The organism is Streptomyces hiroshimensis, from assembly GCF_014650335.1.
GTDB classification, from domain to species: Bacteria; Actinomycetota; Actinomycetes; order Streptomycetales; family Streptomycetaceae; genus Streptomyces; species Streptomyces hiroshimensis.
In genome coordinates this window covers 978,504-1,004,262 of the sequence record NZ_BMUT01000001.1, presented here as the reverse complement: position 1 = coordinate 1,004,262, position 25,759 = coordinate 978,504, and the positions used below count along the sequence as shown (strand labels likewise).

At 72.8% G+C, this 25,759-nt stretch carries 22 protein-coding genes and 1 riboswitch; of the genes, 7 read left to right on the top strand and 15 right to left on the bottom strand.

Features of this window, described 5'->3' with window-relative positions:
• Window positions 1-30: 30 nt before the first annotated feature.
• On the bottom strand, window positions 31-1,179 hold the full coding sequence (nicT, locus tag IE241_RS04060; protein WP_190020149.1) for a Nickel transporter NicT: 1,149 nt from the start codon (window positions 1,177-1,179) through the stop codon (window positions 31-33).
• A gap of 31 nt (window positions 1,180-1,210) precedes the next feature.
• A riboswitch (cobalamin riboswitch) is annotated at window positions 1,211-1,428 on the bottom strand.
• A gap of 170 nt (window positions 1,429-1,598) precedes the next feature.
• Between nicT and IE241_RS04055 the strand changes: the two genes are divergently transcribed.
• Together IE241_RS04055 and IE241_RS04050 are read left to right on the top strand one after the other, a co-directional pair.
• The gene (locus IE241_RS04055; protein WP_190020148.1) at window positions 1,599-3,185 is read left to right on the top strand and encodes an APC family permease; all 1,587 of its coding nucleotides are present in this window, start codon (window positions 1,599-1,601) and stop codon (window positions 3,183-3,185) included.
• Window positions 3,186-3,196: 11 nt separating this feature from the next.
• Window positions 3,197-3,799, top strand: coding sequence for a hypothetical protein (locus IE241_RS04050; RefSeq protein ID WP_190020147.1), 603 nt, complete (start codon window positions 3,197-3,199; stop codon window positions 3,797-3,799).
• A gap of 130 nt (window positions 3,800-3,929) precedes the next feature.
• Here IE241_RS04050 and IE241_RS04045 read toward each other — a convergent pair whose 3' ends face one another.
• From IE241_RS04045 to IE241_RS04030, 4 genes are all read right to left on the bottom strand, one after another.
• Complete coding sequence (locus tag IE241_RS04045; RefSeq protein ID WP_190020146.1) at window positions 3,930-5,141, bottom strand: cytochrome P450 family protein; 1,212 nt, start codon at window positions 5,139-5,141, stop codon at window positions 3,930-3,932.
• A 148-nt stretch (window positions 5,142-5,289) separates the two neighbouring features.
• A complete protein-coding gene (locus IE241_RS04040; protein ID WP_190020145.1) occupies window positions 5,290-6,501 on the bottom strand; it encodes an MAB_1171c family putative transporter in 1,212 nt (403 codons plus the stop codon).
• Window positions 6,494-7,189 carry a hypothetical protein gene (locus IE241_RS04035; RefSeq protein ID WP_190020144.1) on the bottom strand — a complete coding sequence of 232 codons (696 nt, stop codon included), beginning with the start codon at window positions 7,187-7,189 and terminating at the stop codon, window positions 6,494-6,496. The genes IE241_RS04040 and IE241_RS04035 overlap by 8 nt, the downstream gene beginning before the upstream one ends.
• The gene (locus IE241_RS04030; protein WP_190020143.1) at window positions 7,186-7,668 is read right to left on the bottom strand and encodes a helix-turn-helix domain-containing protein; all 483 of its coding nucleotides are present in this window, start codon (window positions 7,666-7,668) and stop codon (window positions 7,186-7,188) included. The genes IE241_RS04035 and IE241_RS04030 overlap by 4 nt, the downstream gene beginning before the upstream one ends.
• A 434-nt stretch (window positions 7,669-8,102) precedes the next feature.
• Here IE241_RS04030 and IE241_RS04025 point away from each other — a divergent pair, with 434 nt between their 5' ends.
• Entirely contained in the window at window positions 8,103-9,353 is a 1,251-nt protein-coding gene (locus IE241_RS04025) for a hypothetical protein (protein WP_190020142.1), read from the top strand.
• Window positions 9,350-9,868, top strand: a complete 519-nt coding sequence (locus tag IE241_RS04020) for a hypothetical protein (protein WP_190020141.1) — start codon at window positions 9,350-9,352, stop codon at window positions 9,866-9,868. The genes IE241_RS04025 and IE241_RS04020 overlap by 4 nt, the downstream gene beginning before the upstream one ends.
• Window positions 9,869-9,892: 24 nt before the next feature.
• Here the strand turns inward: IE241_RS04020 and IE241_RS04015 are convergent, their stop codons facing one another.
• Window positions 9,893-12,301 (bottom strand): tetratricopeptide repeat protein, encoded by a 2,409-nt coding sequence (locus IE241_RS04015; protein WP_268254335.1) that lies wholly within the window; start codon window positions 12,299-12,301, stop codon window positions 9,893-9,895.
• A 173-nt stretch (window positions 12,302-12,474) separates the two neighbouring features.
• On the opposite strand from IE241_RS04015, the gene IE241_RS04010 reads away from it, so the two are divergent.
• Entirely contained in the window at window positions 12,475-15,720 is a 3,246-nt protein-coding gene (locus IE241_RS04010) for an AfsR/SARP family transcriptional regulator (RefSeq protein ID WP_190020139.1), read from the top strand.
• Window positions 15,721-15,954: 234 nt separating this feature from the next.
• On the opposite strand, the gene IE241_RS04005 is transcribed toward IE241_RS04010, so the two are convergent.
• Window positions 15,955-16,368, bottom strand: coding sequence for a hypothetical protein (locus tag IE241_RS04005; protein ID WP_190020138.1), 414 nt, complete (start codon window positions 16,366-16,368; stop codon window positions 15,955-15,957).
• Between the two features lie 179 nt (window positions 16,369-16,547).
• Here IE241_RS04005 and IE241_RS04000 point away from each other — a divergent pair, with 179 nt between their 5' ends.
• Window positions 16,548-17,486, top strand: coding sequence for a trypsin-like serine peptidase (locus IE241_RS04000; RefSeq protein ID WP_190020137.1), 939 nt, complete (start codon window positions 16,548-16,550; stop codon window positions 17,484-17,486).
• A gap of 39 nt (window positions 17,487-17,525) precedes the next feature.
• On the opposite strand, the gene IE241_RS03995 is transcribed toward IE241_RS04000, so the two are convergent.
• The 3 genes from IE241_RS03995 to legP form a co-directional block, all read right to left on the bottom strand.
• Entirely contained in the window at window positions 17,526-18,296 is a 771-nt protein-coding gene (locus tag IE241_RS03995) for a hypothetical protein (protein WP_190020136.1), read from the bottom strand.
• The gene (locus IE241_RS03990) at window positions 18,296-19,567 is read right to left on the bottom strand and encodes a VWA domain-containing protein (RefSeq protein ID WP_190020135.1); all 1,272 of its coding nucleotides are present in this window, start codon (window positions 19,565-19,567) and stop codon (window positions 18,296-18,298) included. Before IE241_RS03990 ends, IE241_RS03995 begins: the two co-directional genes overlap by 1 nt.
• Before the next feature lie 101 nt (window positions 19,568-19,668).
• Entirely contained in the window at window positions 19,669-20,487 is an 819-nt protein-coding gene (gene legP / locus IE241_RS03985; protein WP_190020134.1) for a Dot/Icm T4SS effector Zinc-dependent metalloprotease LegP, read from the bottom strand.
• A 95-nt stretch (window positions 20,488-20,582) separates the two neighbouring features.
• Here legP and IE241_RS03980 point away from each other — a divergent pair, with 95 nt between their 5' ends.
• On the top strand, window positions 20,583-20,933 hold the full coding sequence (locus IE241_RS03980) for a hypothetical protein (RefSeq protein ID WP_190020133.1): 351 nt from the start codon (window positions 20,583-20,585) through the stop codon (window positions 20,931-20,933).
• A 6-nt stretch (window positions 20,934-20,939) separates the two neighbouring features.
• On the opposite strand, the gene IE241_RS03975 is transcribed toward IE241_RS03980, so the two are convergent.
• From IE241_RS03975 to IE241_RS03955, 5 genes are read right to left on the bottom strand one after another with little or no spacing between them, the layout of a single operon-like run.
• Window positions 20,940-21,626 (bottom strand): restriction endonuclease, encoded by a 687-nt coding sequence (locus IE241_RS03975; RefSeq protein ID WP_229898728.1) that lies wholly within the window; start codon window positions 21,624-21,626, stop codon window positions 20,940-20,942.
• Window positions 21,623-21,823 (bottom strand): hypothetical protein, encoded by a 201-nt coding sequence (locus IE241_RS03970; RefSeq protein ID WP_190020132.1) that lies wholly within the window; start codon window positions 21,821-21,823, stop codon window positions 21,623-21,625. The genes IE241_RS03975 and IE241_RS03970 overlap by 4 nt, the downstream gene beginning before the upstream one ends.
• Entirely contained in the window at window positions 21,823-22,686 is an 864-nt protein-coding gene (locus IE241_RS03965) for a hypothetical protein (RefSeq protein ID WP_190020131.1), read from the bottom strand. The genes IE241_RS03970 and IE241_RS03965 overlap by 1 nt, the downstream gene beginning before the upstream one ends.
• Window positions 22,686-24,758 carry a hypothetical protein gene (locus IE241_RS03960; protein ID WP_190020130.1) on the bottom strand — a complete coding sequence of 691 codons (2,073 nt, stop codon included), beginning with the start codon at window positions 24,756-24,758 and terminating at the stop codon, window positions 22,686-22,688. Before IE241_RS03960 ends, IE241_RS03965 begins: the two co-directional genes overlap by 1 nt.
• The gene (locus IE241_RS03955; protein WP_190020129.1) at window positions 24,755-25,621 is read right to left on the bottom strand and encodes a hypothetical protein; all 867 of its coding nucleotides are present in this window, start codon (window positions 25,619-25,621) and stop codon (window positions 24,755-24,757) included. Before IE241_RS03955 ends, IE241_RS03960 begins: the two co-directional genes overlap by 4 nt.
• Window positions 25,622-25,759 lie beyond the last annotated feature (138 nt).

The window sequence follows — 25,759 nt, the reverse complement described above, 5'->3', positions numbered from 1 at the left end:
CGGCCCTGCCGGGACCGGGCCGACCCGGCGTCAGCTCTCGGCCGCCGCGGCCTCCGTGCGGGCCGCCCAGCGCTGTTCGACCTTCCCGAAGCGCCAGTAGCCGAGGGCCGCCGCCCACACCACCACGAACAGGCCGACGATGACGAAGCCGACGTTGTCGAGGTTCAGGCCGGCGATCCAACCGGTCACCGCGTCGTCCAGCTCCAGCTTCTCGTGCAGGACGCCGACCAGTTCGATGGTGCCGATGAGGAAGGCGACGGCGATGGACAGGCCGGTGATGGTGAGGTTGTAGTAGACCTTGCGGACCGGGTTGGAGAACGCCCACTGGTAGGCGAAGTTCATGAACGTGCCGTCGAGAGTGTCGAACAGGCTCATGCCCGCGGCGAACAGCAGCGGCAGGCACACGATCGCGTACCACGGCAGGCCCGCGGCGGCGCCGCTGCCCGCCATCACCATCAGCGTGACCTCGGTGGCGGTGTCGAAGCCGAGGCCGAAGAGGAAGCCCAGGGGGTACATCTGCCCGGGGCGGGTGATGGAGCGCGTGAAGCGGCCGAGGATGCGGTTCATGAAGCCGCGCGAGTCCAGGTGCTGCTCCAGCTCCTTCTCGTCGTAGTGGCCCTCGCGCATGGCGCGGAAGATGCGCAGGATGCCGGCGAGGGCGACGAGGTTGAGCGCGGCGATGAGGTAGAGGAAGCCGCCGGAGGCGGTCGTGCCGACGATGCCGAGCGTCTGGTGGGTGGTGGACTCCTCGTCCATCAGCGTGCCGGCGAGCTGCGTGCCGCCGGCCACCAGCAGGGTCAGCAGCACGACGACGCTGGAGTGGCCGAGCGCGAACCAGAAGCCGACGGAGACCGGCCGCTTGCCGTCGGCCATGAGCTTGCGGGTGGTGTTGTCGATGGCGGCGATGTGGTCGGCGTCGAAGGCGTGCCGCATGCCGAGGGTGTAGGCGGTGATGCCGAGCCCGACCCCGTAGACCTTGGAGCCGACGGTGTAGTGGTTCGGGACCACGAGCAGGTAGAGCACGCCGAACGCGACGACGTGCAGGGCGGCTATGACGGCCAGCAGTGCGGCGGTCCGCACGGTGTCCTCACGGCGCCACCGGAAGGCGGGCGCGGGACCGGGGGAACCAGGGGAACCGGGTGAACCGGGGGAAGCGGGTGAATCAGCGGGACGGGACATCTTGGGTTGAACGCTCCAGCACCTCGTGGACCATTTGCGAGATGCCGTGGCCGGTCTCCTGGCTTACGGGTCCGTTCGCGCCCGTCCCCGCCTTCCCGGCAGCCGGCTGCGGCCAGTGGCTCCGCGCGCCCGTGGGGAGCGCGCGGACGGGACGGTCACTCCCCGATCACAGTGGCGAGGGCCGCTCCGGACTGGGACCACGAAGGTCCGTCACCGGTCTTCCCGAACACCACGGCCGGGCCACCTTAGCGGTTGTGCAGTAGTTCTGCAGTTGCAACGATCTCGCAATCGCCTGCGGCATTCGTCCATCACCGGCGTGTCGGAACGGTGGACGGCTCCGACACGCCGGTGCTACCAGTGCATTGGACGGATAATCAGGTCAGCCGGACCCCATCCGGCGCGAGAAAGGGCTGACCGCCATGGCAGACACGGATCCATCGCCGGATGAGCGGGTCGGCTTCGTACGCCGCATCGGGCTGTTCCAGGCCACCGCCATCAACATGAGCCAGATGTGCGGCATCGGCCCCTTCGTCACCATCCCCCTCATGGTCGCGGCCTTCGGCGGCCCGCAGGCCGTCATCGGCTTCGTCGCGGGCGCGGTGCTGGCCCTGGCCGACGGCCTGATCTGGGCCGAGCTCGGCGCCTCGCTGCCCGGCGCGGGCGGCAGCTACGTCTATCTGCGCCAGGCCTTCCAGTACCGCACGGGGAAGCTGATGCCGTTCCTGTTCGTGTGGACGGCGATGCTCTTCATCCCGCTGGGCATGTCCACCGGGGTCATCGGCTTCGTGCAGTACCTGGGCTATCTGTGGCCGGAGATGGGGCAGACGCAAGGGGACCTCACCGGACTGGCCGTCATCGCGCTGATCGTGGTGGTGCTGTGGCGGCGCGTCGAGAACATCGCGCGGATCACGGTCGTGCTGTGGTGCGTGATGATCGCCTCCGTCGTGCTGGTGATCCTCGCCGCCTTCACCCACTTCAGCCCCGACCGGGCCTTCACCTACCCCTCGGGCGCCTTCGAGCTGACCTCCGATCACTTCTGGATCGGCTTCGCGGCGGGCCTGACCATCGGCATCTACGACTACCTCGGCTACAACACCGCCGCCTACATGGGCGCCGAGATCAAGAACCCCGGGCGCACCCTGCCGCGCGCCATCGTCTTCTCCATCCTCGGCATCATGGCCATCTACCTGCTCCTGCAGATCGGCACGCTCGGCGTCATCGACTGGAAGCAGATGCTCGACCCCGGCTCGACGGCGTCCTCGTCCGTCGCCTCGGCGGTCCTGGAGGAGGCCTGGGGCAAGGGACCCGCGCGCACCGTCACCGTGCTCATCCTCGTCACGGCCGTCGCCTCGGTCCTCACCGGGCTGCTCGGCGGCTCCCGGGTGCCCTATGACGCCGCCCGGGAGAAGGTCTTCTTCCGCCCCTTCGGGCGGCTGCACCCCAGACACCGCTTCCCCGCGCTGGGCCTGGCCGCCATGGGAGTCATCACGGGTGCAGGCTTCCTGATCGGCCGTCATACGGACCTGGCCACGCTGATCCAGCTGCTGACCTCCGTCATGGTGATCGTGCAGGCCCTCGCCCAGGTCGTGGCCGTGAGCGTGCTGCGCCGCCGCCAGCCGGACCTGCCGCGCCCGTACCGGATGTGGCTCTACCCGCTGCCGAGCCTGGTGGCGCTGGTCGGCTGGCTCGTCATCTACGGCTACGCGGACCGCAATTCCCCCGGCCGGCACCCCATCGAATGGTCGCTGGCCTGGGTCGGGGCCGGCTGCGTGGCCTTCGTGCTCTGGTCGCGCTACGAGAAGGTGTGGCCGTTCGGGCCGCGGGAGATCAGCGAGGAGTACCGGCACGGGGCCGACCCCGACGCCGCCCACGCGACCGTTCCCGGAACCGCCCCTGACCTCACCGCGGGCGCGGTCCCGGACGCCAGGTCAGGCACGGCTGCGGGCACGGCTGCGGACGCCGGCCCGGATGCCGACCCGGACACCGGGGTGCCCGCCGAGCGGTGATACTTGCACCCATGCCTGTTTCTGCCTCCCCTCACTCACCTCCCGCCCCGCACGCCTCCGCCGCCCCCCGCCGCAGGCTGTACTGGCACCGCCTCTTCTTCGGGCTGTGGTACCGCCCGGTCGAGATCCTCGACGAGGCCCGGGACCGGAGCGTGTGGGGAGCTGCGGCGTTCCTGTGCATGCTCTGCGGAGTGCTGGGGACGATGGGCAAGGACTCCTTCTGGGAGGGGTGGCGGGTGGGCCCCGCCCTGGCCCTGGAGGCCATGGCGATAGCCGACGTCGTACTCGTCCTCGCCAGCCTGCTGCTGGGCATCGTCACGCAGGCCATCGCGCGCCGGCTCGGCGGCAACGGCAAGTTCGGCCCGACGGTCACGCTGTTCGTGGTCGTGTTCTGGGCGACGGATCTGCCGCGGCTGGCCCTGGACGCGTGCCTGGCCGGGGACTCCTTCCCCGTACGGGCGGCAGCCTGGATCACTTCGGCCTTCGGCTACGCCTTCGCCACGCTGCTGATCCGCGGTCAGCACCACCTGCCCACGCACAAGGCCGTGGCGGCGGTGAGCATACAGATGCTCGCTGCGGTCGCCCTGCTGAAGTTCCCCGCCACCACGGGCTGATCCACGCGTGAGTGGCCTGAGGTTCGAAGGCCCGCCCGGTGCGACGGGGGATGCACACCGGGCGGGCTCGAGGACAGTTCTACCTCATCAAGGATGGGTTATGCATCAAAAACCTGTTCGGCTTTGCTGATTACCAGCGAACAGGCAGCGAAATCAGGCCACGCGCACGTACCGAGGGCCGCCGGGCGATGTCCTCCCGCGCCCCGTCGAGCGTGAGCCCGGGGAACCGCTCCAGCAGCGCTGCCAGCGCGATTTCCGTCTCCATCCTGGCCAGCGGGGCACCGAGGCAGTGGTGGATCCCGTGACCCAGCGCGAGATGACCGGAACGATCACGGTTCAGATCCAGCCGATCCGGCTCGGAAAAGTGATGAGGGTCACGATTGGCCGACGCCAGGGACAGCAGGACGGTCTCCCCGGCCGGCACCGTCACTCCACCGATCTCCACGTTCTCCAGCGGAAACCTGCGGATCGCCAGGGGCGCGGGCCCGTCCCACCGCATGAACTCCTCCACGGCCGCTCCGAGTCCGGCCGGATTCGCTCGCAAAGAGTCCATCAAGGCGGGGTGGTCCAGCAGCGCCAGGACGGAGTTGGCGATCAGGTGGACGGTGTTCTCGTAGCCCGCGAAGAGGATCAGGAAGGCGAGCGAGCTCAGCTCGTCCTCGGAGAGCCGGTCGGCCCCGTCCCCCGCGTCGCCGTCGTGGACGGCGACGAGGTCGGAGAGCAGGTCGTCGCCGGGGGCGGCGCGCTTGCTCGCGATGAGGCCGGTGTAGAAGCGCATCATGTTGCCGATGGCTTCCTTCATCTGGTGCGGCCGCGCGGGGTCCGGAGTGATCAGCGCGTCCGTCCAGGCCCGGAAGTCCAGCCGCTGCTCCTGCGGTACGCCCAGCAGGTCGCAGATGACGGTGATGGGCAGCGGGCCCGCGTAGGAGGCCAGCAGATCGGTGCGGCCCTCGGCCTCGACGGCGTCGAGGAGTTCGCCTGCGATCCGGCGCACCGGCTCGCGCAGCTTCTCCACGCGGCCGGGGGTGAAGGCCTTGACCACGAGGCGGCGTATGCGGGTGTGGTCCGGGGGGTCCATGTTGAGCAGATTGACGTCGAGTGCCGGAGGCAGTGCGAATCCGGAGTAGTTGCCCGGCGTGGCGTTGCGCTTGTCCAGCGAGAGCCGCGGGTCTGCGAGCGCCCGGCGGACGTCCTCGTAGCGGGTCACCAGCCAGGCGGGCCGCCCGTCGGGGCCGGTGAAGCGGTGGACCGGGCCGGCCTCGCGCAGCCGGGCGTAGGTGCCGTACGGGTCGGTGGTGAGCGCGCCGATGTCGAAGGGCGCGGAAGGAGCGGGGTTCGGCATGGAACCCGACTCTAGAAGATCGCACCGTGCCGGAGGGGACGCGCACGGGCCGCGCCGGATCCGTCTGTTCGACGGACCCGGCGCCGGCCTGTGGCGCAGGCGGCCTTGACCCCCGTCCAGGGCCGCCTCGTCTGTGGGCCGCGCGCCGTCAGGGACGGCGTGCCGCGCTCATCTCCCGTAGTTCCTCGAGGACGGCGTCGACCATCGGGTCGTGGTAGACGTCGGCGACGAGGGCCAGGTGTTCGTGTTCCTCCGCCGGATCGGCGCTGACGGTCATGACGACGCTGTCGGCGTGCGGGGCGGGGACGTGCCCGGTGATCTGGTTCTGCAGGCCCCGGCGCAGGGCCGCGGCCTCCACGACCGCGGCGAGGCGGCGCTCGTCGAGCGCGGCGCCGGCCGCCTTGCGCCGGGCGATGTCCAGGGCGGCGGGCTCGACGTGACGGCGGATGCCGCGCTGGATGTCGCGGATCTCCGCCATCTGCCGGTTCGCCCGCCACTCCAGGTCCGCGAAGGGCCAGCGGCCCGTCAGGCGGTGCCCGGTGAGGGTGACCTCGGGGGCGTGGGCGGTGACGTCCTGCCACAGCGGCTGCAGCCGGTGCAGCCGGCGCCAGGCGGAGACCCGGGGGCCCGCGGCGGGCAGCGAGAAGCCGAGGAGGACCAGCAGTGCGGCCACCGAGGCGCTCATCGGGGCGACGCCGTTCGACAGCCAGTAGACGTCGTGGCCGGCCCAGGTCAGGACGAAGCCGACGAGCTTGCACAGGCAGTAGAGCAGGCCGAGCCAGCAGCCCGCGGCGAGCGTGCGCAGCCCCTTGGCGAGCCAGCAGGGGCCGAGCTGGGCGGCGTAGCGCGGGCAGAGCGCGCCGAGCCCGGCCAGCGCCGTGCCGAAGATGGCCAGATACAGCACCAGGAAGGCGACGACGCCCGGTGCGCCGGCGTAGGCGGTGCTGAAGTCGCGGGGGTGCTCGACGGCGTCGGGCCGGCCGACGGCGAAGCACGCGACGGCGGTGGCCCAGGCGACGGCCACGACGGCGACGGCGATCCGGGAGCGCACGGACGCGCGGGCACGGGCCCGGGCGTCGCCGTGGCTGGTCCAGCGCAGCAGGAGCACCGTGGCGCCCGAGGCGAACAGGACCACGGCCGAGTACAGGAAGACCATGGCCAGGTTGGCCACGCCGGTCAGCCGGTCGAAGGCGCGGTAGACGCTGGGCGCGGAGAACAGGAAGACGATGGGCACGCCGGAGGTCATCAGGGCGGTCAGGCCCAGGTCGACGTTGCCGCGGTCGCGGAACCAGGCGCGCGCCTTGTAGCCGACGATGGCCCAGGCGATGGCGCTGAAGGTCAGGTAGAGGGCGTCAAACACGGCCGCCTCCACCGCTTCCGCCGTCTCCACTGCTTCCGCTGTCCCCGCCGTTGCCGCCGTCCCCGCCGTTCTCCTGGATCCGGCGGCGGACGTGCTGCAGAGCGGGCCCGAGAGAGGCGGCCAGCTCGGCGGCCTCGCCCTCCAGATGGTCGTCCTGGCCGGGCGGCGGGGGCACGACCTTCGCCATCAGGAGCGTGCCGAGGATCTCCGTCTCGCGCTCGGTGAGGTTGTCGTAGCAGTGGTGGCGGGCCAGGCCCATGGTCAGGCCCATGCGGCGCATGGCGGTGGCCACGTCGACCGAGGGGGTCCAGACCTTGAGGGCGTCCTCGGTGACGGCCGGGTCCTGGTCGTGGCCGAGGAGGAGGTGGCCGATCTCGTGGAGGACGATGTGGACCTGGTGCCAGGGGGAGGTCTTCTGCTCGTAGATGACCCAGTAGGCGTCGTCGGTGGTCGCGGTCATGCCGGAGACGACGCCGTCGAGGCTCATGGGGACCAGGCGGATGGGCCGGCCGACGCGGCGCGCGACGATGTCGCACAGGCCCTGCAGGTCGGTGGACGCGGGCAGCGCGAGCTCATGGATGAGCTGCTTGCACCGGCGCCGTATGCGCCCCACTCGCATGCCTGCACCGTCCTCGTCCTCGGTACGCCGCCAGTAAGTGAAGAGCCGGTCATCCGCCGTGACGGTCACGGGCGCTCCTCACCACCCGCGTCGGGCGGGTCGGACGGAAGATTCATCTGCTGCCGGAACTGGCTGATGATCGTCGTAAGGCTGTCCTGCACCTCCGGGGGCAACCCCACCGAGCGCAGGGCGATGGCCCGCACCCGCTGGTCCCGCATGGCGACGAGGAAGCGGACCTCCTCCTCCACGCGCTCGGCCTGCGAGGCCGAGAGGTCGCCCATCAGATAGCCGACGGGCACGGCGAAGAACTTCGCCAGGGCGCGCAGCACGTCCGGGCTGGGGTTGGCGCGGCGGCCGTTGCGCAGCATCGACAGATACTGCTCCGTGAGGCCGACCTCGCCGTACTCCTCGCCGTGGGTGATCTCGTCGGCGACGTGGCCGTTGGTGTACGGCGCGCCGGGCGGGTGCATGTTCGCGAACAGGTAGTTGAGCCGCGCCGCGAGCGGGCTGCCCGCGTCACCTGCCGACCTGTCGCCCCCGACTGCCATCCGCTCCGTCCTCACCGGCCGATGTACTTCCCCCACGGCACCTCACGGCCAGTTAAGCCGGAGGTGACTGCGAGAAGCATCCTGTCACGGCTCCAACCTCCAGCACTAGTCCGCCGGGTGTTTCGGCTGGGTATCGGACTTAACCACGAGTTGATGCACGGCTCCGCCACGGATCCACCACGGCTCCATGACGGCTTCACGACGACTTCACCGCGGCTCCACGACCGGTGGGGACCCCGTCCGCGCCCCGGCGGCGCCGGAGCGGGCCGGTTCGCTCCCCCGGCAAGGAAGCGTCGAGGTGGCTGCAAGCATTCCGCCAGACCCCCCGGGCAGACCCGGTCCGAACGAAACACCGAAGGAACACCGGAAGACGACAGGCGCGGGGCCCGCCGGGGAGGGCGGAGGACGCGCCGGGATTCATGGGGGAAGTTCTCATGTCTGACACTCACGGGCGGCCGGGTCCGCTGCCGGCCCCCGAGGACCGGTGGCTGACGCTCCCGGGCCGCAAGCGCGTCCTGGTCGTGGTGCACACGGTCACCTACGGGCAGCGGCTGCGCGACGCGTTCTCGCTCCTGGAGGGGGACCTGCGGATCCAGCTGGTCTTCACGGCCGCGCCGCACGCGCTCGGGGAGGGGACCGGCGGCTTCCTCGACGAGCTGGGGGCGGCCGCGCTGCCCTGGCAGGAGGCGGTGCGCACGCGCTTCGACCTGGCCCTGGCGGCGGGTTCGCGCGGCATCGAGAAGGTGCGCGGCCCGCTGGTGCGGCTCTCGCACGGGGCCGGGCACATCAAACTGCTGCGCGGCGGGCGGCCCGCGGCGGCGGACGGGCGGCCCGCGGGGATGCTCAGCCGGCAGTACCTGACCCGCGGCGGCCGGGTCGTGCCCGCCGCCATCGCCCTCGCCCACGAGCGCGACCTGGACGAACTCGCGCGCTGGTGCCCCGAGGCCGTGCCGGCGGCCGCCGTGGTCGGGGACCCGTGTTACGACCGGATCCTCTCCAGCCTGCCGCTGCGGGACACCTACCGCCGGGCGCTGGGGGTGGGCCCGCGGCAGCATCTGGTGGTCGTCACCACCACGTGGGGCCCGTCCGCCTCCTTCGGCCGGTTCGACGCGCTGCTGCCGCGGCTGATCGGCGAGCTGGCGCCCGACCGCTACCGCGTGGCGGCGCTCGTGCACCCCAACGTGTGGGCCGGGCACGGGGGCCGGCAGATCCGCACGTGGCTGGCGGGCGTCCGGGCGCAGGGGCTCACCCTCGTTCCGCCGGAGACGGACTGGCGGGCGCTGCTGGTCGCGGCGGACACGGTCATCGGCGACCACGGCTCGCTCACCTCCTACGCCACGGTGGCCCCCCGCGTCCCGGTGCTCGTGGCCCGCTTCCCGGAGGACGAGGTCCATCCGTCGTCCCCGGCGGCCGCGCTCGCCCGGACCGCGCCCGCGCTCTCGCCGCTGCACCCGCTGGAGAGCCAGCTGGAGTACGCGGCGGCGGAGTACCGGCAGCGGGAGTACGAGCGGGTGGCCGCGCTGATCTCCTCCGAGCCGGGCCGCTTCAACCGGCGCATGCGCACGCTGATGTACCGCCTGCTCGGCCTGGGCCAGCCCGCGTACGCACCGGTCACCGAGCCCGCCGCGGTCCCGCCCCGGCTCGACGGCGGGGCGGCCCGGCGGCCTGCGGGGCCGCGCGCATGATGCCGGGTCATGTGCGCGCCGTCGTCCGGCCGGGCGGGCGTCGGCGCGGCGCGACGGTGCTGCTGGACGGCGTCCGCTGGACGGTGCGCCCCGGTTGCGGCGGCCCGCCGGCCACGGACGTCCACTGGAGCGTGGACCCTGACGGGCGGGCGGGCGCCCGCTGGGCCGGGAGCGCCGACGTACTGCGGTGCGGGCAGCCCTCGCCCGGCACCGGCGCGGCGTCGCTCCGGGCGATGAAGCTGCTCGCCCGCCATACGGGCTGCCTGCTCACGGCCGTGCCTGCCGACGGCGGCGGCCTGGTGATCGGGGTGCGGGGCGGACGGCTGCTCACGGTGGAGTACGGACCGCTTCCGCACGGTCCGTACGCGGGTGCCGGGGAGGCCGAAGTCGCCGTTCTCGCCTCGTACGTGCACGGCCGGCTCGTGGCGGGCCTGCCGCTGGACCCGCTCTCCGGGCTGGTCGCCGAGAGCGCGGGCCGGGTCCTGCACCTGCGGGAGGTGCACCCCGGGGCCTGAGCCCCTTCGCCCGGCCCGCACCGGCTAGGAGGGCCCCGCGCCGGGGAGTTCTGCGAGCCGGGCTCTCAGGCGGGCCGCGTCGGAGGGGCTGACGGGGGCGTAGAGGGCGAGGGAGCGGGTGAACCAGGCACGGGCGTCCGCCTCCTCGTCCCGCTCCCGGGCCACCAGGCCGAGCATCTCCATGGTGCGCGCCTGCCAGTGGACGGAGCCGGACGCCTCGAAGTTCTGGAGTGCGCTTCGGAGTTGGCGGAGGCCGACGTCCGGGTCACCGGCGAGGGCGGTGGCGCGCCCCAGGTGGGCGAGGGCGCGGGAGGCCTCGTAGTGCTCGCCCTCGGCCACGAGGTCGCCGTAGGCCCGGGACAGGTGGTCCACCGCCTGCCGGGGGCGGCCCCGGGCCGTGGCCGCCTCCCCCAGGCCCACCCGCGAGAGTGCGGCTCCGCGCCGGTAGCCGATGGTCTCGCGGAGAGTGAGGGCACGGGCGAAGAACCCCTCGGCGCGGTCCGGTTCGCCGTTCAGGTGGTGCGCCTTGCCGAGGCCGTGGAGGGCCTGGGCCTGCTGCCGTGTGTCGCCGTCCTCCGCGGCCCGGGAGAGGGCGTCGGTGAACCACTGGACGGCGTCGCCGAAGCGGCCGGCGTTGCACAGCCCGTTGCCGCCGGACGTCAGCATCCGGCCCGTGCCCGCGCGGTCCCCGTCCCGGAGCGCGGCGGCGAGCCCTGTCTCGTGGGCCTCCACCCACAGGTCGTAGGGGCGCAAGCGCAGGAACAGGGGCCACATGGCGTCCACGAGCTGCCAGGCACTCGCGTCCCAGCCCCGGTCGGCCGCGAGCCGTACCGCGGCCATGAGGTCGTAGCGGTGTCCGTCCAGCCAGGCCAGGCCCGCGTCCGCGGTGCCGAAGGGCGCGGGTCCGGCGGGCGGGTGGGCGTAGGAGCGCGGCAGGGTGCGGTGGCTGGGGGTGAGGAGCTCCTCGGCGGACGTGGCGGTGGCGAGGCACCGGTCCACGAAGCGACGGAGCGTCAGCTCCCTTTGCATTGCGGTCTCTTCGCTCTCTGCCCGGTGTGCGGCGTGGAGGCGGACGAGGTCGTGGAAGCGATAGTGCTCGTCCTCCTCGGTCTCCTCCAGCAGGCTCACGTCGGCGAGCAGGTCCAGCAGGTACTCGGCCTCCTCGGGCGCCACCGCGCAGGCGGCGGCGACCAGGTGCGCTTCGTAGTGCCGGACCGGCAGCAGGGCCATGGCCCGGTAGACCCGGGCGGCCTGTGCGGGCAGGGCGTCGTAGGACTCGTCCAGGGCGGTTCGCACCGCGGCCTCTCCTTCCACGCTGAGTCCGTCGAGGGGTCCGCGCCCGCGGGTCAGCGCGGAGGCCAGGGCCGCGACCGGGCGCCGCGGCCGGGAGGCCAGCTGGGCGGCGGCCAGGCACAGGGCGAGCGGCAAGCGGCCGCACAGGGAGACCACTTGGCGTGCGGCCTCGCGGTCCCGCTCGACGCGGTCGCCGCCGACGGCACGGGTGAGCAGCTCCAGCGCCGCCGCCGGTTCGAGCATGCCGACGCGGTGGAAGCCCGCGCCGTCGACGACGAGCCCGGTGAGCCGGTATCTGCTGGTGACGACCACGAGGCTGCCCGGGGCGGCGGGCAGCAGGGCACGTACCTGGGCGGCGGAGAAGGCGTTGTCGAGCATCACGGTCAGCCGCAGGTCGGCCGTGAGCGTACGCCACAGTGCCGTCTGCTCCTGCGCCGCGGCCGGCACGGAGACCGCGCCGAGGGCGCGCAGGAAGCCCGCGAGCGCCTCGGTGGGGTAGGCCGGTCCGGAGGAGGCGTGGCCGCGGAGGTCCGCGTAGAGCTGCCCGTCCGGAAACTGGGGCGCGGCGGCCCGCAGCCAGCGGGAGACGAGGGCGGTCTTGCCGACGCCCGCGGGGCCGCTCACGACGACCAGCTGGGGCGCGCAGCCGTCGCGCTGGGCCGTGCGGAGCGCGTCGAGGGTGCGCAGGTCGTCCGCCCGGTCGGTGAAGTGGGCGGGCACGGGCAGGAGTTGGCGTGGAGTCGGGGGACGCCGGGGCGGCGGGGCGTGGTGCAGGTGGACCCCGCCGTGGATGTCGCGGGCCTGGAGGCTCGATCCCTCGACCCGGGTGTCGCCCTGGAGGACGTTGGTGTGCCGGGCGGCGGCTGCGGCGCCCTTCCCGGCGTGCTCGTGGAGCCACTGCCGGAGGGCTTCGCCCAGGCGGGCGTCCCCGGTGTGCCGCACCAGTGCGGCGGCGAGCCCCTGCAGGCTCTCGGGCGAGCCGGTGAGCGCCGCCGCGCTCCAGGCCGCGGCAAGGTCGGTGTCGCGCTCCCGGGCGGCGGCGGTCAGCCGCTCCAGGGCCCGCCAGGCAGGACCGCCGGGCGGGCGGCCCGCCGCCGGTCCGGCGTCCGTGAACACGTCGACGAGGTCTCGTTCTCTCACCGGGTCCGTCGCTCCCCTCTGCGCCGGGCGGGATATGACGCATGCACATGGCGTATCCATCTGGCAATGCCTGACCGGAGAACTACCCATCCCGTGTGTTTTCGACCGCCCCCTTGGGAACCACAATCGATTCACGGCCACTCGTGCGCAATCTGGCACCATAGTTTGACGCTGTGTCATGCTCATCCTCCGAGTTGGACGTCCCGGCGGAAGGGGCGCAGGTGGAATTCCGGCTATTGGGCGCCGTCGAATTGCGGGCCGGCGAACGGCGCAACGGGCTCGGCTCCGCGAAGGCCCGCTGCACCCTCGCGGCCCTCGCCTACGACGTGGGCCGCCCGGTGAGCCTGGACACGCTCGTCCACCGCCTCTGGGACGACGATCCTCCGCGGCGGGCCCGGGACAATCTCTACACCTACGTGTCCCGCATCCGCTCCGCCCTGCAGAAGGTGGGCGGGGACGGCGCCCCGGCGCTCACCTCCTACGCGCACACCTACATCCTGGAGGCCGACCCGGACACCGTCGACCTGCGCCGCTACCTCGGACTGACCGCCCGGGCCCGCGCCCTCGCCGAGAGCGGCGACCCCGAGCGGGCGATCCGGCTCCTGGACGAGGCGGCCCGGCTCTGGCGCGGGGAGCCGCTGGCCGGGCTGTCCGGCTCGTGGGCCGAGCACGTACGCGCCACCGCCGAGGCGGCGAGCGTCTCGGCCACGCGCACGCACGCCGTCCTCACCATGCGGCTGGGGTACTTCGCGGACGCCGTCGCCGGGCTCTCCGGGCTGGCGCGCCGCTGCCCGACCGACGAGTCGCTGGCAGGCCTCCTCGCCGTGGCCCTGCACGGCTGCGGGCGCACCGCCGAGGCCGGTCGTCTCCTGCGCCGGGTGACCCACACGCTGGTCACCGAGCACGGCACGGATCCGGGCGAGGAGCTCCAGCGCGTGCAGCAGGGGGTTCTCAGCGGCGTCCCCGCCGTCCAGCTGCTGCCCCGCACCGGCGGCCCCGGACCCGGCCAGGAGCGGGCGGCCGTACCCGACAACCTGCCCCACGACGTGCCCTGGGTCGGCCGCACGGAGGAGCTGCACCGGCTCTCCACCGCCCTCGCGCCCGGCCCGGACGGACCGCGGGCCGTCGTCCTCCTGGAGGCCATCGACGGCATGGGCGGCGTCGGCAAGACGGCCCTCGCCGTGCACGTCGCCCACGAGCTGCGCGAACGCTTCCCCGACGGCCGCATCTACCTCAACCTGCGGGCCCACGCGACCTTCCAGGAGCCCATGGGACCGGAGGACGCACTCGGCCAGCTCCTGCGACTCTTCGGCGTGCCCGCCGAAGGGCTGCCTCGCACGCTCGACGAACTGACCGCACAGTGGCGCACGATGCTCGCCGACCGGCGCGCCGTCGTCATCCTGGACGACGCCGCCGGGCCGGAGCAGGTACGGCCGCTTCTGCCGGGCGCCACGCCCTCCCAGATCATCATCACCAGCCGGCGCCGGCTGGCCGGCCTGCCCGGCGTCCGCCCCATCTCGCTCGACGTCCTGCGCCGTTCGGAGGCGGTCGCCCTCTTCCGCGACCGGGTCGGGCTGCGGGAAGCGGGGAGCGAGGCGGACGGCGCGGAGGGGACGGACGAGGCGGACACCGCCGAGATCGTGCGCCTGTGCGGTCACCTGCCGCTCGCCATCGAGATCGTCGCCAGCCGCTTCCTCTCGCACGGCTCCTGGACCGCACACGACCTGGTGACCCGGCTCGCCCGCAGCGACCGGCTCCCGGAGATCCGCGACGGCCACCGCGACCTGGCCCGCACCTTCGACTTCTCCTACCGGTCCCTGACCGTCCTTCAGCAGACGGTCTTCCGCAGGCTCAGCCTGCACATCGGCGCCGAGTTCGGGGCGTACGCGGCCGCGGCGCTCACCGGCCTGCCGCTCGACGACACCGAGCGGGCGCTCGAAGACCTCCTCAACGTCCACCTGCTGCAGGAGCCCACGCCGCACCGCTACCGGATCCACGACCTCCTGCGCGAGTACGCGCGCGGTCTCGGGGCCGCCGAGCCCGCCGGCCGGGCGGAGGACGAGCAGGCGGTGCAACGGCTGCTCGCCTTCTACCTCCACTGCGCGGACCGGGCGGACCGCGTGCTGTACACGCACCGCATCCGGATCGACGTGACGCCGGTCCGCGCGCCCGCCGAGTCCCCGACGTGGATCGACCCCGCGGGCCCGCAGGAATGGTTCGCGACGGAGCGGAACAACCTGCTCGCGGTCCTCGGCCACGCCCGCGGGAAAGAGCGGCCTCGCGAGGCGGCGCTGCTGGTCAACGCACTCGGCGGCTTCCTCGAAGAGGAAGGCATCTGGGCCGTCGCCCAGGCGGCGCACCGGGACGCCGTCGCGCACTGGCGTCAGACGGGAGACCGCCGGGCACAGGCCCGTGCCCTCAACGACCTCAGCGTGGTCAGCACGCACGTCGCCGACTACGACGAGGCCGTACGCCACGCGGACGAAGCACTCGCCCTCGCCCGTGCCTGCGGCGACGCGGAGAGCGAACCGGAGGCCCTGCAGCGGATGGCCCTGCCGTACGCCTACACCGCGCGCACCCACGAGGCGCTCGCCTGCCAGCAGGAGGCGCTGACCCTCCTCATGCGCACCGGCAACCGGCTGCAGCAAGGGCGCTGCCTGAACAACCTGGGCATCATGCTGCTCGACCTGGGCCGCTACAACGACGCCGCCGAGTGCTTCCTGGACGCGCTCTCGCGCTTCCGGGAGGTCGACGACCGGCGGGGGCAGTGCAAGATCCTCAACAACCTCGGCGAAATCCACGTCATCCTCGGCCACCGGGAGCGGGCCGTCCGCTCCTACACGCAGGCGCTCGCCCTGGCCAAGGCGACGGGGAACCGCGGGTACCAGGCGACGATCGGGATGAACCTGGCGCGGGAGCTCCTGGACTCCAAGGACGTGGAACACCCGCTGGCCCTGTGCCGGCAGGCCCTGGACACCTTCCGCAGCATGGGCGAACGGCGCCACGAGTCCATCGCCCTCAACATCCTGGGCCGGGCGCTGCGCCGGGCGGGCCGCGAGGACGAGGCCCTGGCGCACCAGTCCGCCGCCCTGACCCTGGCCCGCAGGATCGGCGCCACCCACGAGGAGGCGAACGCGCTGCGCGAACTCGCCCTCACCGAGCTCTGGACGGGGCGGCTGCGCCATGCCGCCGAGCACCTGGCGGCCGCGCTGGCCATTCACCGGGCCGCGGGTGCGCATCTGGAGGAGGCGACGACGCTGGATGCGCTGGCGGAGCTGTGTGCGCAGAGCGGGGACGCGCCGGGGGCGCGGAAGGCACGGCGGGAAGCGGCGGATATCCGGGAGAAATTGAGTGAGCCGCTTCCTGATCCTTCACGGCCAACTCCGATCACTTTTGATCAGTTGGACCAAGGGGCCTAATAAGAGCTGACCGGAGTTGTAGCTTCTGCGTCAGCCGCCGCATATTCCTTACGACGGCCGCATGCCTGTGCATGCCTCGGAACCTCAGAGACCCAGAGGAAACAAGACCCGTGTTGAAGAAAGTCCGCCGGTTCGCCTTTGCGGCCGTTCTCGCCGTCACCGTACCGATTGCCGCCGCCGTACCGGCCTACGCCCTTTCCGGGGTGTGCATAGCCTCTTGATCCACCCGCCGCTTCACTCCGCCGGGGCGCTCCCACCGGGCGCCCCGGCGGACCCGTTCCACGTGATGTCCCGGCCCTGGATCACCGTGCCGGTGCGGGCGTTCCCGCCGATCGTGTTGACGACCTGACCGTTGTCCACGGCCACGGCCGGCCCCGGCCGCACCCCCTGCGCCCAGCGCGCGAACTCGGCCGCAGCAGCAGGATCCTGGTGCAAGCGGGCGAAGAGCAGCGCGGCCAGCGAGCGGACCTGCTCCTCATCGGCCGGATCGAGAGGCAGCGGACGGCCCGCGTCGTCCTCCTCCCTCCCCCTGCGGCCCAGTGCGCGCCGCGCCAAGTCCGCGAGGGACAGCCACACTTGCCGTCCCGCCTCGGTCCCCGCGGATCCCGCCGCGGCGGTGACCGCGGTCGTGACGGCTGTCAGTGACACCGGATCAACCACTGGCCCACTCCTGCCCGATGGCCGTTCGATTCTCCGTCCGGCTCGGAGGCTACCGGTGGCGCCCGCGGCGTGTCCCACGTCCTCGTGAATCCTGTCGCGTCCTGGCCTGTTCACCCCGGTCCCGTCCGTAGGACGATGGCACGCTCGCCACGAGGAGGTATCCGACCATGCTCAGACCTCACAGACCCCGTGCCCTGCACGGCCTGGCCGCCGCCCTGCTGTCGGGGCTGCTGGTCGCCGCCGCGTCCGGCACCGGCGCCGCGGCCGCCGGTGGGCCTCCGCGGCGCGCCGCGGCCGACGCCGACGCCTACTGGACACCGGAGCGCATGGCGGCGGCCGTGCCGGCCGGGCAGCGCGCCGGAGGCACGGGAAGCCGGGCGCAGGCCGGTCCCGTACCGCCCAGCCACCCGTTCGACGGGCTGCCGCAGGTGGGGACGTTCTTCTGGACCGACGGGAGCAACACCGGCCGGTTCTGCGGCGGTACGGTCGTGCGCAGCCCGCACCGGGACCTGGCCGTGAGCGCGGCGCACTGCCTGCGGTCGCCGGATCCCAAGAAGCAGCTGACGTTCGTGCCGCAGTACCACGACGGCCTGAAGCCCCACGGCGTCTTCCCCGTGGAGGACATCTACATCGACCAGCGCTACTACGACCTGGGGACGGACCGCGGCGCGCGCTGGGACTACACGGTCCTGCGGCTCGGCGAGCGCGACGACGGCGAGAACGTGCAGGACGTCGTCGGCGGCTTCGGGCTCGGCATCCGCCCGGGGTACACCCACCGCGACGTGCGGCTCATCGGCTATCCGGGCAGCAGCGACGCCAAGTACCCCAAGCCGCTGGACTGCTCCTCCTCCACGCACCGCTACACCAGCACCGACCCGAACGCCCCGGGCGACTTCCTGGAGATCGCCTGCGCGGGCTACGTCGGCGGCACGTCGGGCGGGCCGTTCCTCGTCCGGGGGGAGGACGGGTACGAGGTCATCGGCGTGATCGGCGGCTACCACACCGGGGGCGACACCCCGGACATCTCGTACAGCTCGTACTTCACGCACGACCTGCTGGAGCTCTATCTGGACGCCGTGGACGGCGACCGGCCGGCCGGCCGGTGAGCGGGGCGCCGTAGCCCCGCCCACCGGCCGCGCGAGGCGCTACTGCTGTGCGGAGCGCCGCGGGTGGCGGGTCAGCACGTAGCCGCCGATGGCCGCGAGGGCGCCGAGCACGGCGCCGCCGACGGTCCACGCCCAGCGGTCCGACCACCAGCTGCCGTTCCAGCCGTCCTCCGGCTCCTTGACGGCGGCGGCGTGCAGCGGGGCCACCTCGCCGCCCTCGGCGCGGGCGCCGCCCGCGTCCTTCGCCGTCGCCTCGACCTCCGCCTTCACCGGCAGGCCGTGGTCCCGGTCGGGGGCGTCGGTGAGGGTGAGGCGGATGTAGTACGCGCCGGGCAGCGGATCGTTCGCCCACCGCTCGGCCCACGGGCGGACGGTCCGCAGCGTGCAGGTCATGGTCACCGAGGTGTCCTGCTCGGAGGCGCGCTTCGTCGGCTCGCCCGAGGTACAGGCCTGGCGGCGGCGCAGCCCGTCGTAGACGTCGAGCTGCCAGACGGCGGAGCCGTGCCGCGTGGCCGCCTCCGGCAGGTTCACGGTGGCCTTCACCTGCGGCTGCTGGCCGGCTCCGGCCGGGAACTGCCAGTAGAGGTAGTCACCGGTGGAGGCGTCGGCGGTCGCCTTCTGCCCCTGCTTGAGGACGGTGGCGGTACGGAAGCCCGTGCCGGCCTCCGTGGGCGCGCCGTCCTCCCCGGCCGAGGCGCTCGGGCTCGGGGAGGCGGCAGCGGCGGCGCCGGCCGAGGTGAACAGTGCGGCGGCGGCGAGCAGGGCGGCCGAGGCCGCGCGGGTCGTGGGGGCCTTAAAGGGGAGTCTCATCAGTTCGCCCTCCACACCGTGACGCGCCAGCGGGAGACCCAGCCCCACACCAGCCCTGCGATCAGCCCGGTCAGGGCCAGGACGCCCAGCAGCACCCAGCCGCGGCCGAGGCCGAAGGCCGCCACGTCGGAGGGGTTGTCGGGGGCGTCCACGAGGTCGACGGCCAGCTCGACGGGCAGACCCGGGTCACGCTTGACGTTGGCGGGGGCCGAGAAGGAGCTGGAGACCTCCAGGCAGACGGTCCGCGACTCCTTGCCCTTCTCGTCCTTGTCGCCTGACTGGCCGTTGGGGAAGCGCAGGCCGGACGAGATCACGTCCGTACGCCCGCTCCCGGACTCCGCGCCGCGGACGAGTTCCTGGCCGCCTTCGCTCACGGCACGCACCAGCACGCCGTAGTCGCGGTCGACGGCGCGGTCCGCGCCGATGCTCACCGACGTCCGCAGCTCCTGACCCGGCTTCACGTTGACGCGGTACCAGCGGTGCTCGGAGAACGTCTCGCGGTCGGTCCACAGGCCGGCGCCGATCTCGGGGGCCTTGGAGCACGCGTCGGCGCCCTGGACGGGCTTCGGGGTCTCGACGGGTGTCTCCGCCCGGCGCACGAGCTGCTTGATCCGGCCGGACAGCTCCTTGGTGTGGCGCACGGTGCTGTACGTGCCGCCGGTGGCCTCGGCGATGCAGCTGAGCTGCTCGCGGGTCTTGTCGTCCTGGGCCAGACCGAGGGTGTCGATCGTCAGGTGCGTGCCCTTGGCCGCGAGTTCGCGGGCCACGTCGCACGGGTCGGGCTGGCCGCAGGAGTCCTCGCCGTCGGTGATGAGGACGATGCGGCGGGTGCCGCCGTCGGTGCCGAGGTCCTGGTCGGCGCCGCGCAGGGCGTAGCCGATGGGCGTCCAGCCGGTGGGCTGCAGCGTCGCGACGGCGGTCTTGGCCTCGGTGCGGTCGACGGGACCGACGCGGTAGAGCTGCTTGCTGTCGCGGCAGCCGAGCTCCTTGTCGTCACCGGCGTAGTTGGCGCCGAGGGTCCGGATGCCGAGCCGGACGTCCGCCGGCACTGCGTCGATGACCTCGTTGAACGCCTGCTTCGCGGCCGCCATGCGGGTGCGGGAGCCGCCGTCCACGTCCTGGGCGCGCATCGAGCCGCTGACGTCCAGCACCAGCTCGACCTTCGGGGAGTCCTTCGGTGGGCCGTCGGCGGCGTTCGCCGGCGCGATGCCCCCGGCCAGGGCGGCGAGGAGGGCGCAGGCGCCCGCTGCCAGCCGTTTTCTGATGATCATTGGAATGATCCTAGTGACCACCGGCCGGGGGCCCAACTCGAAGTACCCGGGGTTACGGGGCCCTTACCGGGCCTTCCTTCACCGGGCCCTTATGCGGGCCCTTATGCGGGTGCCGGATCGAAAATCGCGCGGACCGCGTCGATGTCCCGCGGGCTGAGCCCGATCCGCTGACCGATGACGGCACCGGGATCGGTGGGAGTGATGGTGTCCAGCCCGTTCCGGGAGAACGCGTCCCGCGGGTAATGCATGATCGAGCCGTAGTCGTACGGACCGACGTCGTCGCCGTCCGCGATGTGCTGGTCGAAGTTGTGCTCGAAGCCCGGGATGACGTTCTCGAAGTGGACGGTCACGAAGCGGTCCCGGTCCTCGCGGCTCTGCTCGTGCCACAGTCCCACGGCGTGCCCGATCTCGTGAATGGCGTTGCCGGTGCTGCAGTTGCCGCCGAGGGTGATGTCCTGGCGGCCGCCCCGGCGGCCCACGAACGACGAACAGCCGTCGCCCGGCACGAACCGCACGTAGTCCGGCTGCCCGGACCGCCGCGGGAAGCGCATCTGCGTGCGGGATTCCCAGTGCGCGACGGCGTCGGTGACCCGCTGCCGGTTCGGCAGCGCGGGGTCGATCTCGAAGGGCACCACGTGGCCCGGCCAGCGGACGCCCGGCCCCACGACGGCCACCGCCGACTGCGGAAGCCCCGTTTCGGGATGGTATTGCGCGGCCTGCGTGCGCCGCTCGACCTCGGCCGCGGTACCGAGGACGATATCGCCCTCGAATACGGCCAGTCCGTCGATCTCCACGTACCGGACGGCCCGGATGTCGAACGTCGCACCGGCGATCAGCGCGGTCTTCACCGTCTTCGCCGCGGGCGGGGAAGGGAATTCCCCGCGGCCCGCACCGGCATCATCGGTCTCGGCAGGGGACATGGTTCCACCCCGACTTCCGTCAACCTCAGTCGACCTTATAGGTCTCAATTCCGGAAAATACTGAGAGATATGCTGTCTGACAAGAGGTGAGGCGTATGTCCGTCGCGGACCCCGTGGAAATCGAAGTCGAAGTGACCTTGGCACCGGGCACCACCGCGCCCCGGACCCCCCTGATCCTTCACGTGAGCGTGGAGGACACGGGCACGGCCGACGCCCCGTCCCGCACAGTGGCCCACGCCTGCCTCCCCCGCACCCGCCTGGACCACCCCCCGTACCCCCGCGTACGCCTGACCTTCCCCGTACCGCCCCCGGGCTCCCGGTACACGGTCCGCGCCCACGCCGACCACGACGGCTCCGGCACGATCACCCCGGGCGACTGGATCACGAAGAAGAGCCACCCGGCCACACCGCCCCACGTGACCGTGGAACTGTCACCGGTGCCCTGACCCCCGTCACCGGTGCCCTGACCCGGCGTCGCGCACCCCCAGCAGCGCCGTCAGGGTGCGGCGGCCTTCGGCCCATTCGCGCAACCGGTCCCTGTCCACACAGTGGATGCCGTGACGCTCGCCCCAGGCCCGTGCGTCGCGGGTGAAGCCGCCGTTCGTCACCACCACGGCCACGTCGGCTCCGTGCACGGGCCCGGCCGTGCCCTTCACCTCGTACATCACGCGGGAACCCACCCGCCCGCCGATCGCGGTGTGCTTGCACTGAGCGACGAACACCCGCCCGTTCCGGTCCCTGCCGATGACGTCGGCCGCCTGGTCGCCCCGGCTGCCGACATGCCGCGCGGCGATGCCGTCACGCTCCATGAGGTCCCGTACCGCCAGCTCGAACTGCCCGGGCGAGAGGGCGTCCACGTGCTGCAGGGACAGCCGGAGCAGTCCGGTGACCCGTCCGGCCCGGCGCCGTGCCCGGCGCTGTGCCCGGCGCGGGGCACCGATGAGCCACCAGCAGGCCACGGCCGGCGGGACGAGCAGGGCGGGGAGCAGCCAGGCGTACGTGCCGAGCCCGGCGAGGAGCGCGAGCAGGCGGTGCGCGATCATCGCGAGGAAGAGGAGTGCGAGGAGCGCCGCCGCCGTCTCGGTCCGGGTGCGGGGCAGCCGGACCCGCCTTCCCCTCAGGACCCGCCGCGGTATCACGGGGACTCCGCCGGGCTCGCCGAAGGCAGGGGCCGGGGGCCGTGAGGGGTGTCCGTCTGCTCCGCGGTGCATCCGTTCAGCAGGCCCCAGCCGAGGAACGCGGCGAGTGCGAGGCCGATCCATGCACCGCTCGTGCCCCGCTTGGGCCTGGGCTTGCGCACCCAGTGTCCGCGCCGGTAGTACCTGTCACCGGGCATCAGAGCTCTCCCTCCGTCCCTGCCGGACCTTCCGGTGCCGTCATGGCGTAGATGCGCTCCGCCGCGGCCTTGGCCAGTTGCTCCTGTTCCTCCGCGGAGAGCCGGTTGAGGATCTCGTAGACGACGTCGCGCTCGGGGGGCGGTGCTTCGGTCGCCCTCGGATGATCGGTGACCCACTCCAGGACGTGCCGCACCTCGTTCGGATGGTGCAGCAGCCACAGAGCGGCGAGCGCGTCGGGGCCCGTACGGACCGCCTGGAGGTAGAACTCGTACTCCTCGCGCCGCTGCGGTGACCACAGCTGAGGCGGGGAGCTGTCGCCCCCGCCCGCCCCCGGCAGCTCGAACGCCGGCGCCGTGGTCTCCGCGCAGCAGACCAGGCCCGTGCCCTCCAGCGGCTGCGGCCGCGACAGGTACTGGGCGACGTGGTGCGGAGTGAGCTCCTGCCCCGTGGCCCGGGCGCGCGCGGCCATCGTGTGCAGCAGGCGGTCGAGATGCCCGCTGACGGTGGCCCAGGGATCGTCCGGGCCCGGGCCGTTCAGGACCGTCTGTGCCGGGTCGGTGACCCACCAGGTGATCTCCAGCATGGCCGGCTCGGCGCCGACGGGCAGCTGCCAGACCCCGGTGCGCGGACCGGTGTCGACGAGGTACGCCTCGGCGTACCCGCCTGTCACGGCCTTCAGCAGGGACAACCGCCCCGAGGGCTCGGACCCGGCCCTCCCGCCGGTCTCGACCAGCACCAGCGCGATGTGGTCGAGGTGCGAGAGACGGAAGCGGACGAGTTCCCGGAGGGGGCTGCGCCGGGCCCGGGTCCACAGCGGCGCGGACGGGGCGGCGGCGACGGGGTGGTAGGTGGTCGTGGTCATCAGTGGCCTCTCTGTGGTGTGCCTGCCCCGCGCCACTGCGCGAGGGCCAGGCCGGCGCGTTCGGCGCCGGGGGCGGGCGCGGCGCGTTCCAGGTCGGTGAACAGCCGGAGGACCCCGCCGCGCAGGTGCGGGGCCAGTGCCTCCGTCAACCGCTCCACGACCGGTGCCCGGCGGGGATCGGCGGCCGCGCGCCGCTGCCACTCCAGGAAGGCGGCGCGGGCGGTGTCGAAGCTCGTCGGTTCCATGAGCGCGGAGCGGATGAGTTCCGCCCCCGGAGGCGCGTCCCCGGACAGCAGGTGAGTGCTCCACCACTCCCCCGGCTCCCTCGTGGTGGCCGCCGTCTTCAGCAGCTGGGCGACGGCTGCGCACGCCGTACGCCTGGCCGGTCCGGGCGGGCGCGACCACTGCAGGAGTGCCTCGACCACCCGTGGCCGGAGGGCGGGTTCGGCGAACAGCGAGAGCAGCGCCCGCCGGACCGCCGACTCGACGGCGTCGGATCCGTCGTCCCGCGCCGTCACCGTGGTGTGCAGCAGCGCCAGCGCCACCTCAGGCCGGGCCAGGCCGAACTCCGTGGCGCACGTCAGCGCCGCCGTGCAGCGCAGCGACTCGGAAGCGGCTCGGGACCAGCCGCGCAGCCGGTTCTTGACGGCGGTGGCCAGCACGGGGTCGGCCGATGCGGCGCCGAAGGCGCGGGCGGCCATGCGCCAGTCGCCGGGCCGTTCGGAGGCTGCCAGCTGTTCGAGGGGCGCCAGCGCCCGGTACCCGGAGCTCCACTGCGCGAACTGGCCGAGGATGAAACCGGCACGGTCGGCGCGACGCTGGGTGTCGGGCGTCTGCCGCAGCCATTCCACGAGCAGTTCACCGGCCTCGCGGTGCTCGCGCCAGACGTGGTCGAGTACGGCCCGGCCTTGGAGGTGCCGGGTGAAGGCCACCGGCTCGACGGCATAGCTGTAGGCGGAGTTGGCCCGTACCTCCCGGGGACCGCGGTCCGCCCCGATGGCGGCCAAGCGCTCCCTCCTGGAGCGCAGGAAGACGAATCCGGGGTTCTCCGCCGGTGTCGTGGTGTCCGCCTCGGGAGGGGCGGCGTCGAGGCGTCCGGCAGCGACTTCCAGCAGCCGCCGGGCCTCTTCCTCGATGACAGTGTGGTCGAAGTGTTCGAAGACGCAGGTGGCGAGGAGCAGGGCAAGGTCATCGGGGCTGTCACGGACGGAGTCCAGCAACTCGGGTGCGTGATCGGTGGCGTAGAGGCTCAGGTACTGGCTGATGGCCGCCGCGTCGGTCGCTCCGTCCGCGACCCGGACGATCTCGGAGACGAGCTCCACGACCTGCGACGGTCGCGGGTCACGCCGCAAGGTCTCGTCGAGGAACCCCGCGGGAAGCCCGGCGAGGACGGGCCTCCGTCGTGCCGGGTCGGGCAAAGCGGTGGCCAGCTTGGCGTCCAGGACCGCACGCGCGGACGGTGATGCCGCCCGGATGGGATCGACGTGCAGGACGCCTTTCAGGTGGGCGAGCACTTGCGTCGTCTGCTGGAGGACGATGACCAGGCAGGCCTCTGCCCGGTCGAGTTGCCTCCTCAGATTGTCCAACCCGATGCTCGTGAGGGCGAGCGTCCGTGTCTCCAGGAGGCCGTCGATCAGGTAGCCACGGGCTCCGGAGCCTCCGAGGGTCCAGGTGGCCAGTTCGACGTCCGAATCGACGGCGCGCAGGGCGAAGCTTCCGGTGTGCCGTTGCAGCAGGTTCAGCGCGGCGGTCCGGCGTCCGCTGCCCTGCTCGCCGACGAGGAAGACCACACGGCTGCGGGCCCTTTCCAGGGCTTCGGCGAACCAGTCCGGTTCGGCGAAGCCGCTCATGGCCGCGAGGGTCTGCTCGGCGGCGATGTCGCCTTCGCGGCTCTCGACCGGCTCACCGGGAGCGGCGGCAGGGGCACCCATGTGCTGACCGCCCTCGACGGTGCCCGCGACGGTGAGGAGGCCGAAGTTCCAGATGGCGGGGGGCCCGCCCATCTCCCCGAAGACCTGGGCCAGGTCCGGAGGCGGCGGGGGCTGGGCCGGGTCGCTCGGGTCCGCGTTCATCGGCCGGTGCCGTCCTGTCCCCCGGCGCCGCCGGGCCCGTGCATGTGCTGGCCGCCGCGCACGGTCTTCGCGTGGGAGAGGAAGCCGTAGTTGTTGGTCACGGCCGGTGCCGGTGCCGGTGCCGGCTCGGACTCGGGTGCGGCAGGCCGCTCCGGTTCGGCGGAGCCCGCGGCAGGCGCCTCGTCGCCCAGGATCCGCCGGTCGTAGAGGTTGCCCGAGGGGGCGGGTACGTACAGCCAGGCCCGTTGCTGGAAGTTCTTGCCCTCGACCGTGGCGGGTACCTCGATGAAGTGGTCGGGGTGGCGGCGCGTGTAGCCGGAGAGTACGGCGTCTTCGAAGACCCGCTGGGAGAGGATCGCGGCGACCTGGGTGATGCTTTCGCTCGACGCGGCCAGGATGGCCCTGACGGGCGTGGAGTCGAGGAGCCGGTGCGTGTCGTTGCGGGGCGTGCCGTTGCCGTCGCCCGGCGCTCCGGCGTCGGGCAGCGGCCCGACGTGGAGGCTGACGCGCAGACGGAGGCGGCCGGTGGCCGTGGCGTGGATGTTGTAGTCGGTGAGCAGCTCCTGCAGTTCGATCAGGAACGGGTGGATCACTCGCGGCAGGGCCGTGGGGTCGAAGCCGAAGACGAATCCGTCGCCGGTGTTGTTGGCGAACCGCTGGTCCTGCCACAGCTGCCCCAGACCGGCACGTTCCAGGGCCTGTTGCAGGAGTTGCGGGATGAGGGTCGTGATCCTGACGTGCTCGACCGCGGGCCTGCCGGTGAAGTCCTTGGCGTCCACGGCCAGAATCCCGCGGTAGGGCGGCAGGTCCCGGCTGATGCTCCACGGGGCCGCGCCGCCGGGGGGAAGTCCGGTGCTGGGCATGGGCGACTCCTGTGTCCGAGGGCTTGCCCGGCGCGCCGGATGCGCCGGGCGGGTGCCTCAGATGCTCGTGGAGCCGCCGACCGCGTTGTGCACCGCGAGTGCACAACACTTGTGTCCTGGGTCACTCACTCGCCACTC

Bases quoted from the DNA above. Each gene is read 5' to 3' on its own strand.
- IE241_RS04050 (WP_190020147.1), top strand. From the start codon at position 3,197: ATGCCTGTTTCTGCCTCCCCTCACTCACCTCCCGCCCCGCACGCCTCC.
- IE241_RS04030 (WP_190020143.1), bottom strand. From the start codon at position 7,668: ATGGCAGTCGGGGGCGACAGGTCGGCAGGTGACGCGGGCAGCCCGCTC.
- IE241_RS03955 (WP_190020129.1), bottom strand. From the start codon at position 25,621: ATGCCCAGCACCGGACTTCCCCCCGGCGGCGCGGCCCCGTGGAGCATC.
- IE241_RS04045 (WP_190020146.1), bottom strand. From the start codon at position 5,141: ATGCCGAACCCCGCTCCTTCCGCGCCCTTCGACATCGGCGCGCTCACC.
- IE241_RS03970 (WP_190020132.1), bottom strand. From the start codon at position 21,823: ATGCCCGGTGACAGGTACTACCGGCGCGGACACTGGGTGCGCAAGCCC.
- legP (WP_190020134.1), bottom strand. From the start codon at position 20,487: ATGTCCCCTGCCGAGACCGATGATGCCGGTGCGGGCCGCGGGGAATTC.
- IE241_RS03990 (WP_190020135.1), bottom strand. From the start codon at position 19,567: ATGATCATCAGAAAACGGCTGGCAGCGGGCGCCTGCGCCCTCCTCGCC.
- IE241_RS04000 (WP_190020137.1), top strand. From the start codon at position 16,548: ATGCTCAGACCTCACAGACCCCGTGCCCTGCACGGCCTGGCCGCCGCC.
- nicT (WP_190020149.1), bottom strand. From the start codon at position 1,179: ATGTCCCGTCCCGCTGATTCACCCGCTTCCCCCGGTTCACCCGGTTCC.
- IE241_RS04055 (WP_190020148.1), top strand. From the start codon at position 1,599: ATGGCAGACACGGATCCATCGCCGGATGAGCGGGTCGGCTTCGTACGC.
- IE241_RS03980 (WP_190020133.1), top strand. From the start codon at position 20,583: ATGTCCGTCGCGGACCCCGTGGAAATCGAAGTCGAAGTGACCTTGGCA.
- IE241_RS03995 (WP_190020136.1), bottom strand. From the start codon at position 18,296: ATGAGACTCCCCTTTAAGGCCCCCACGACCCGCGCGGCCTCGGCCGCC.
- IE241_RS03960 (WP_190020130.1), bottom strand. From the start codon at position 24,758: ATGAACGCGGACCCGAGCGACCCGGCCCAGCCCCCGCCGCCTCCGGAC.
- IE241_RS04020 (WP_190020141.1), top strand. From the start codon at position 9,350: ATGATGCCGGGTCATGTGCGCGCCGTCGTCCGGCCGGGCGGGCGTCGG.
- IE241_RS03965 (WP_190020131.1), bottom strand. From the start codon at position 22,686: ATGACCACGACCACCTACCACCCCGTCGCCGCCGCCCCGTCCGCGCCG.
- IE241_RS04025 (WP_190020142.1), top strand. From the start codon at position 8,103: ATGTCTGACACTCACGGGCGGCCGGGTCCGCTGCCGGCCCCCGAGGAC.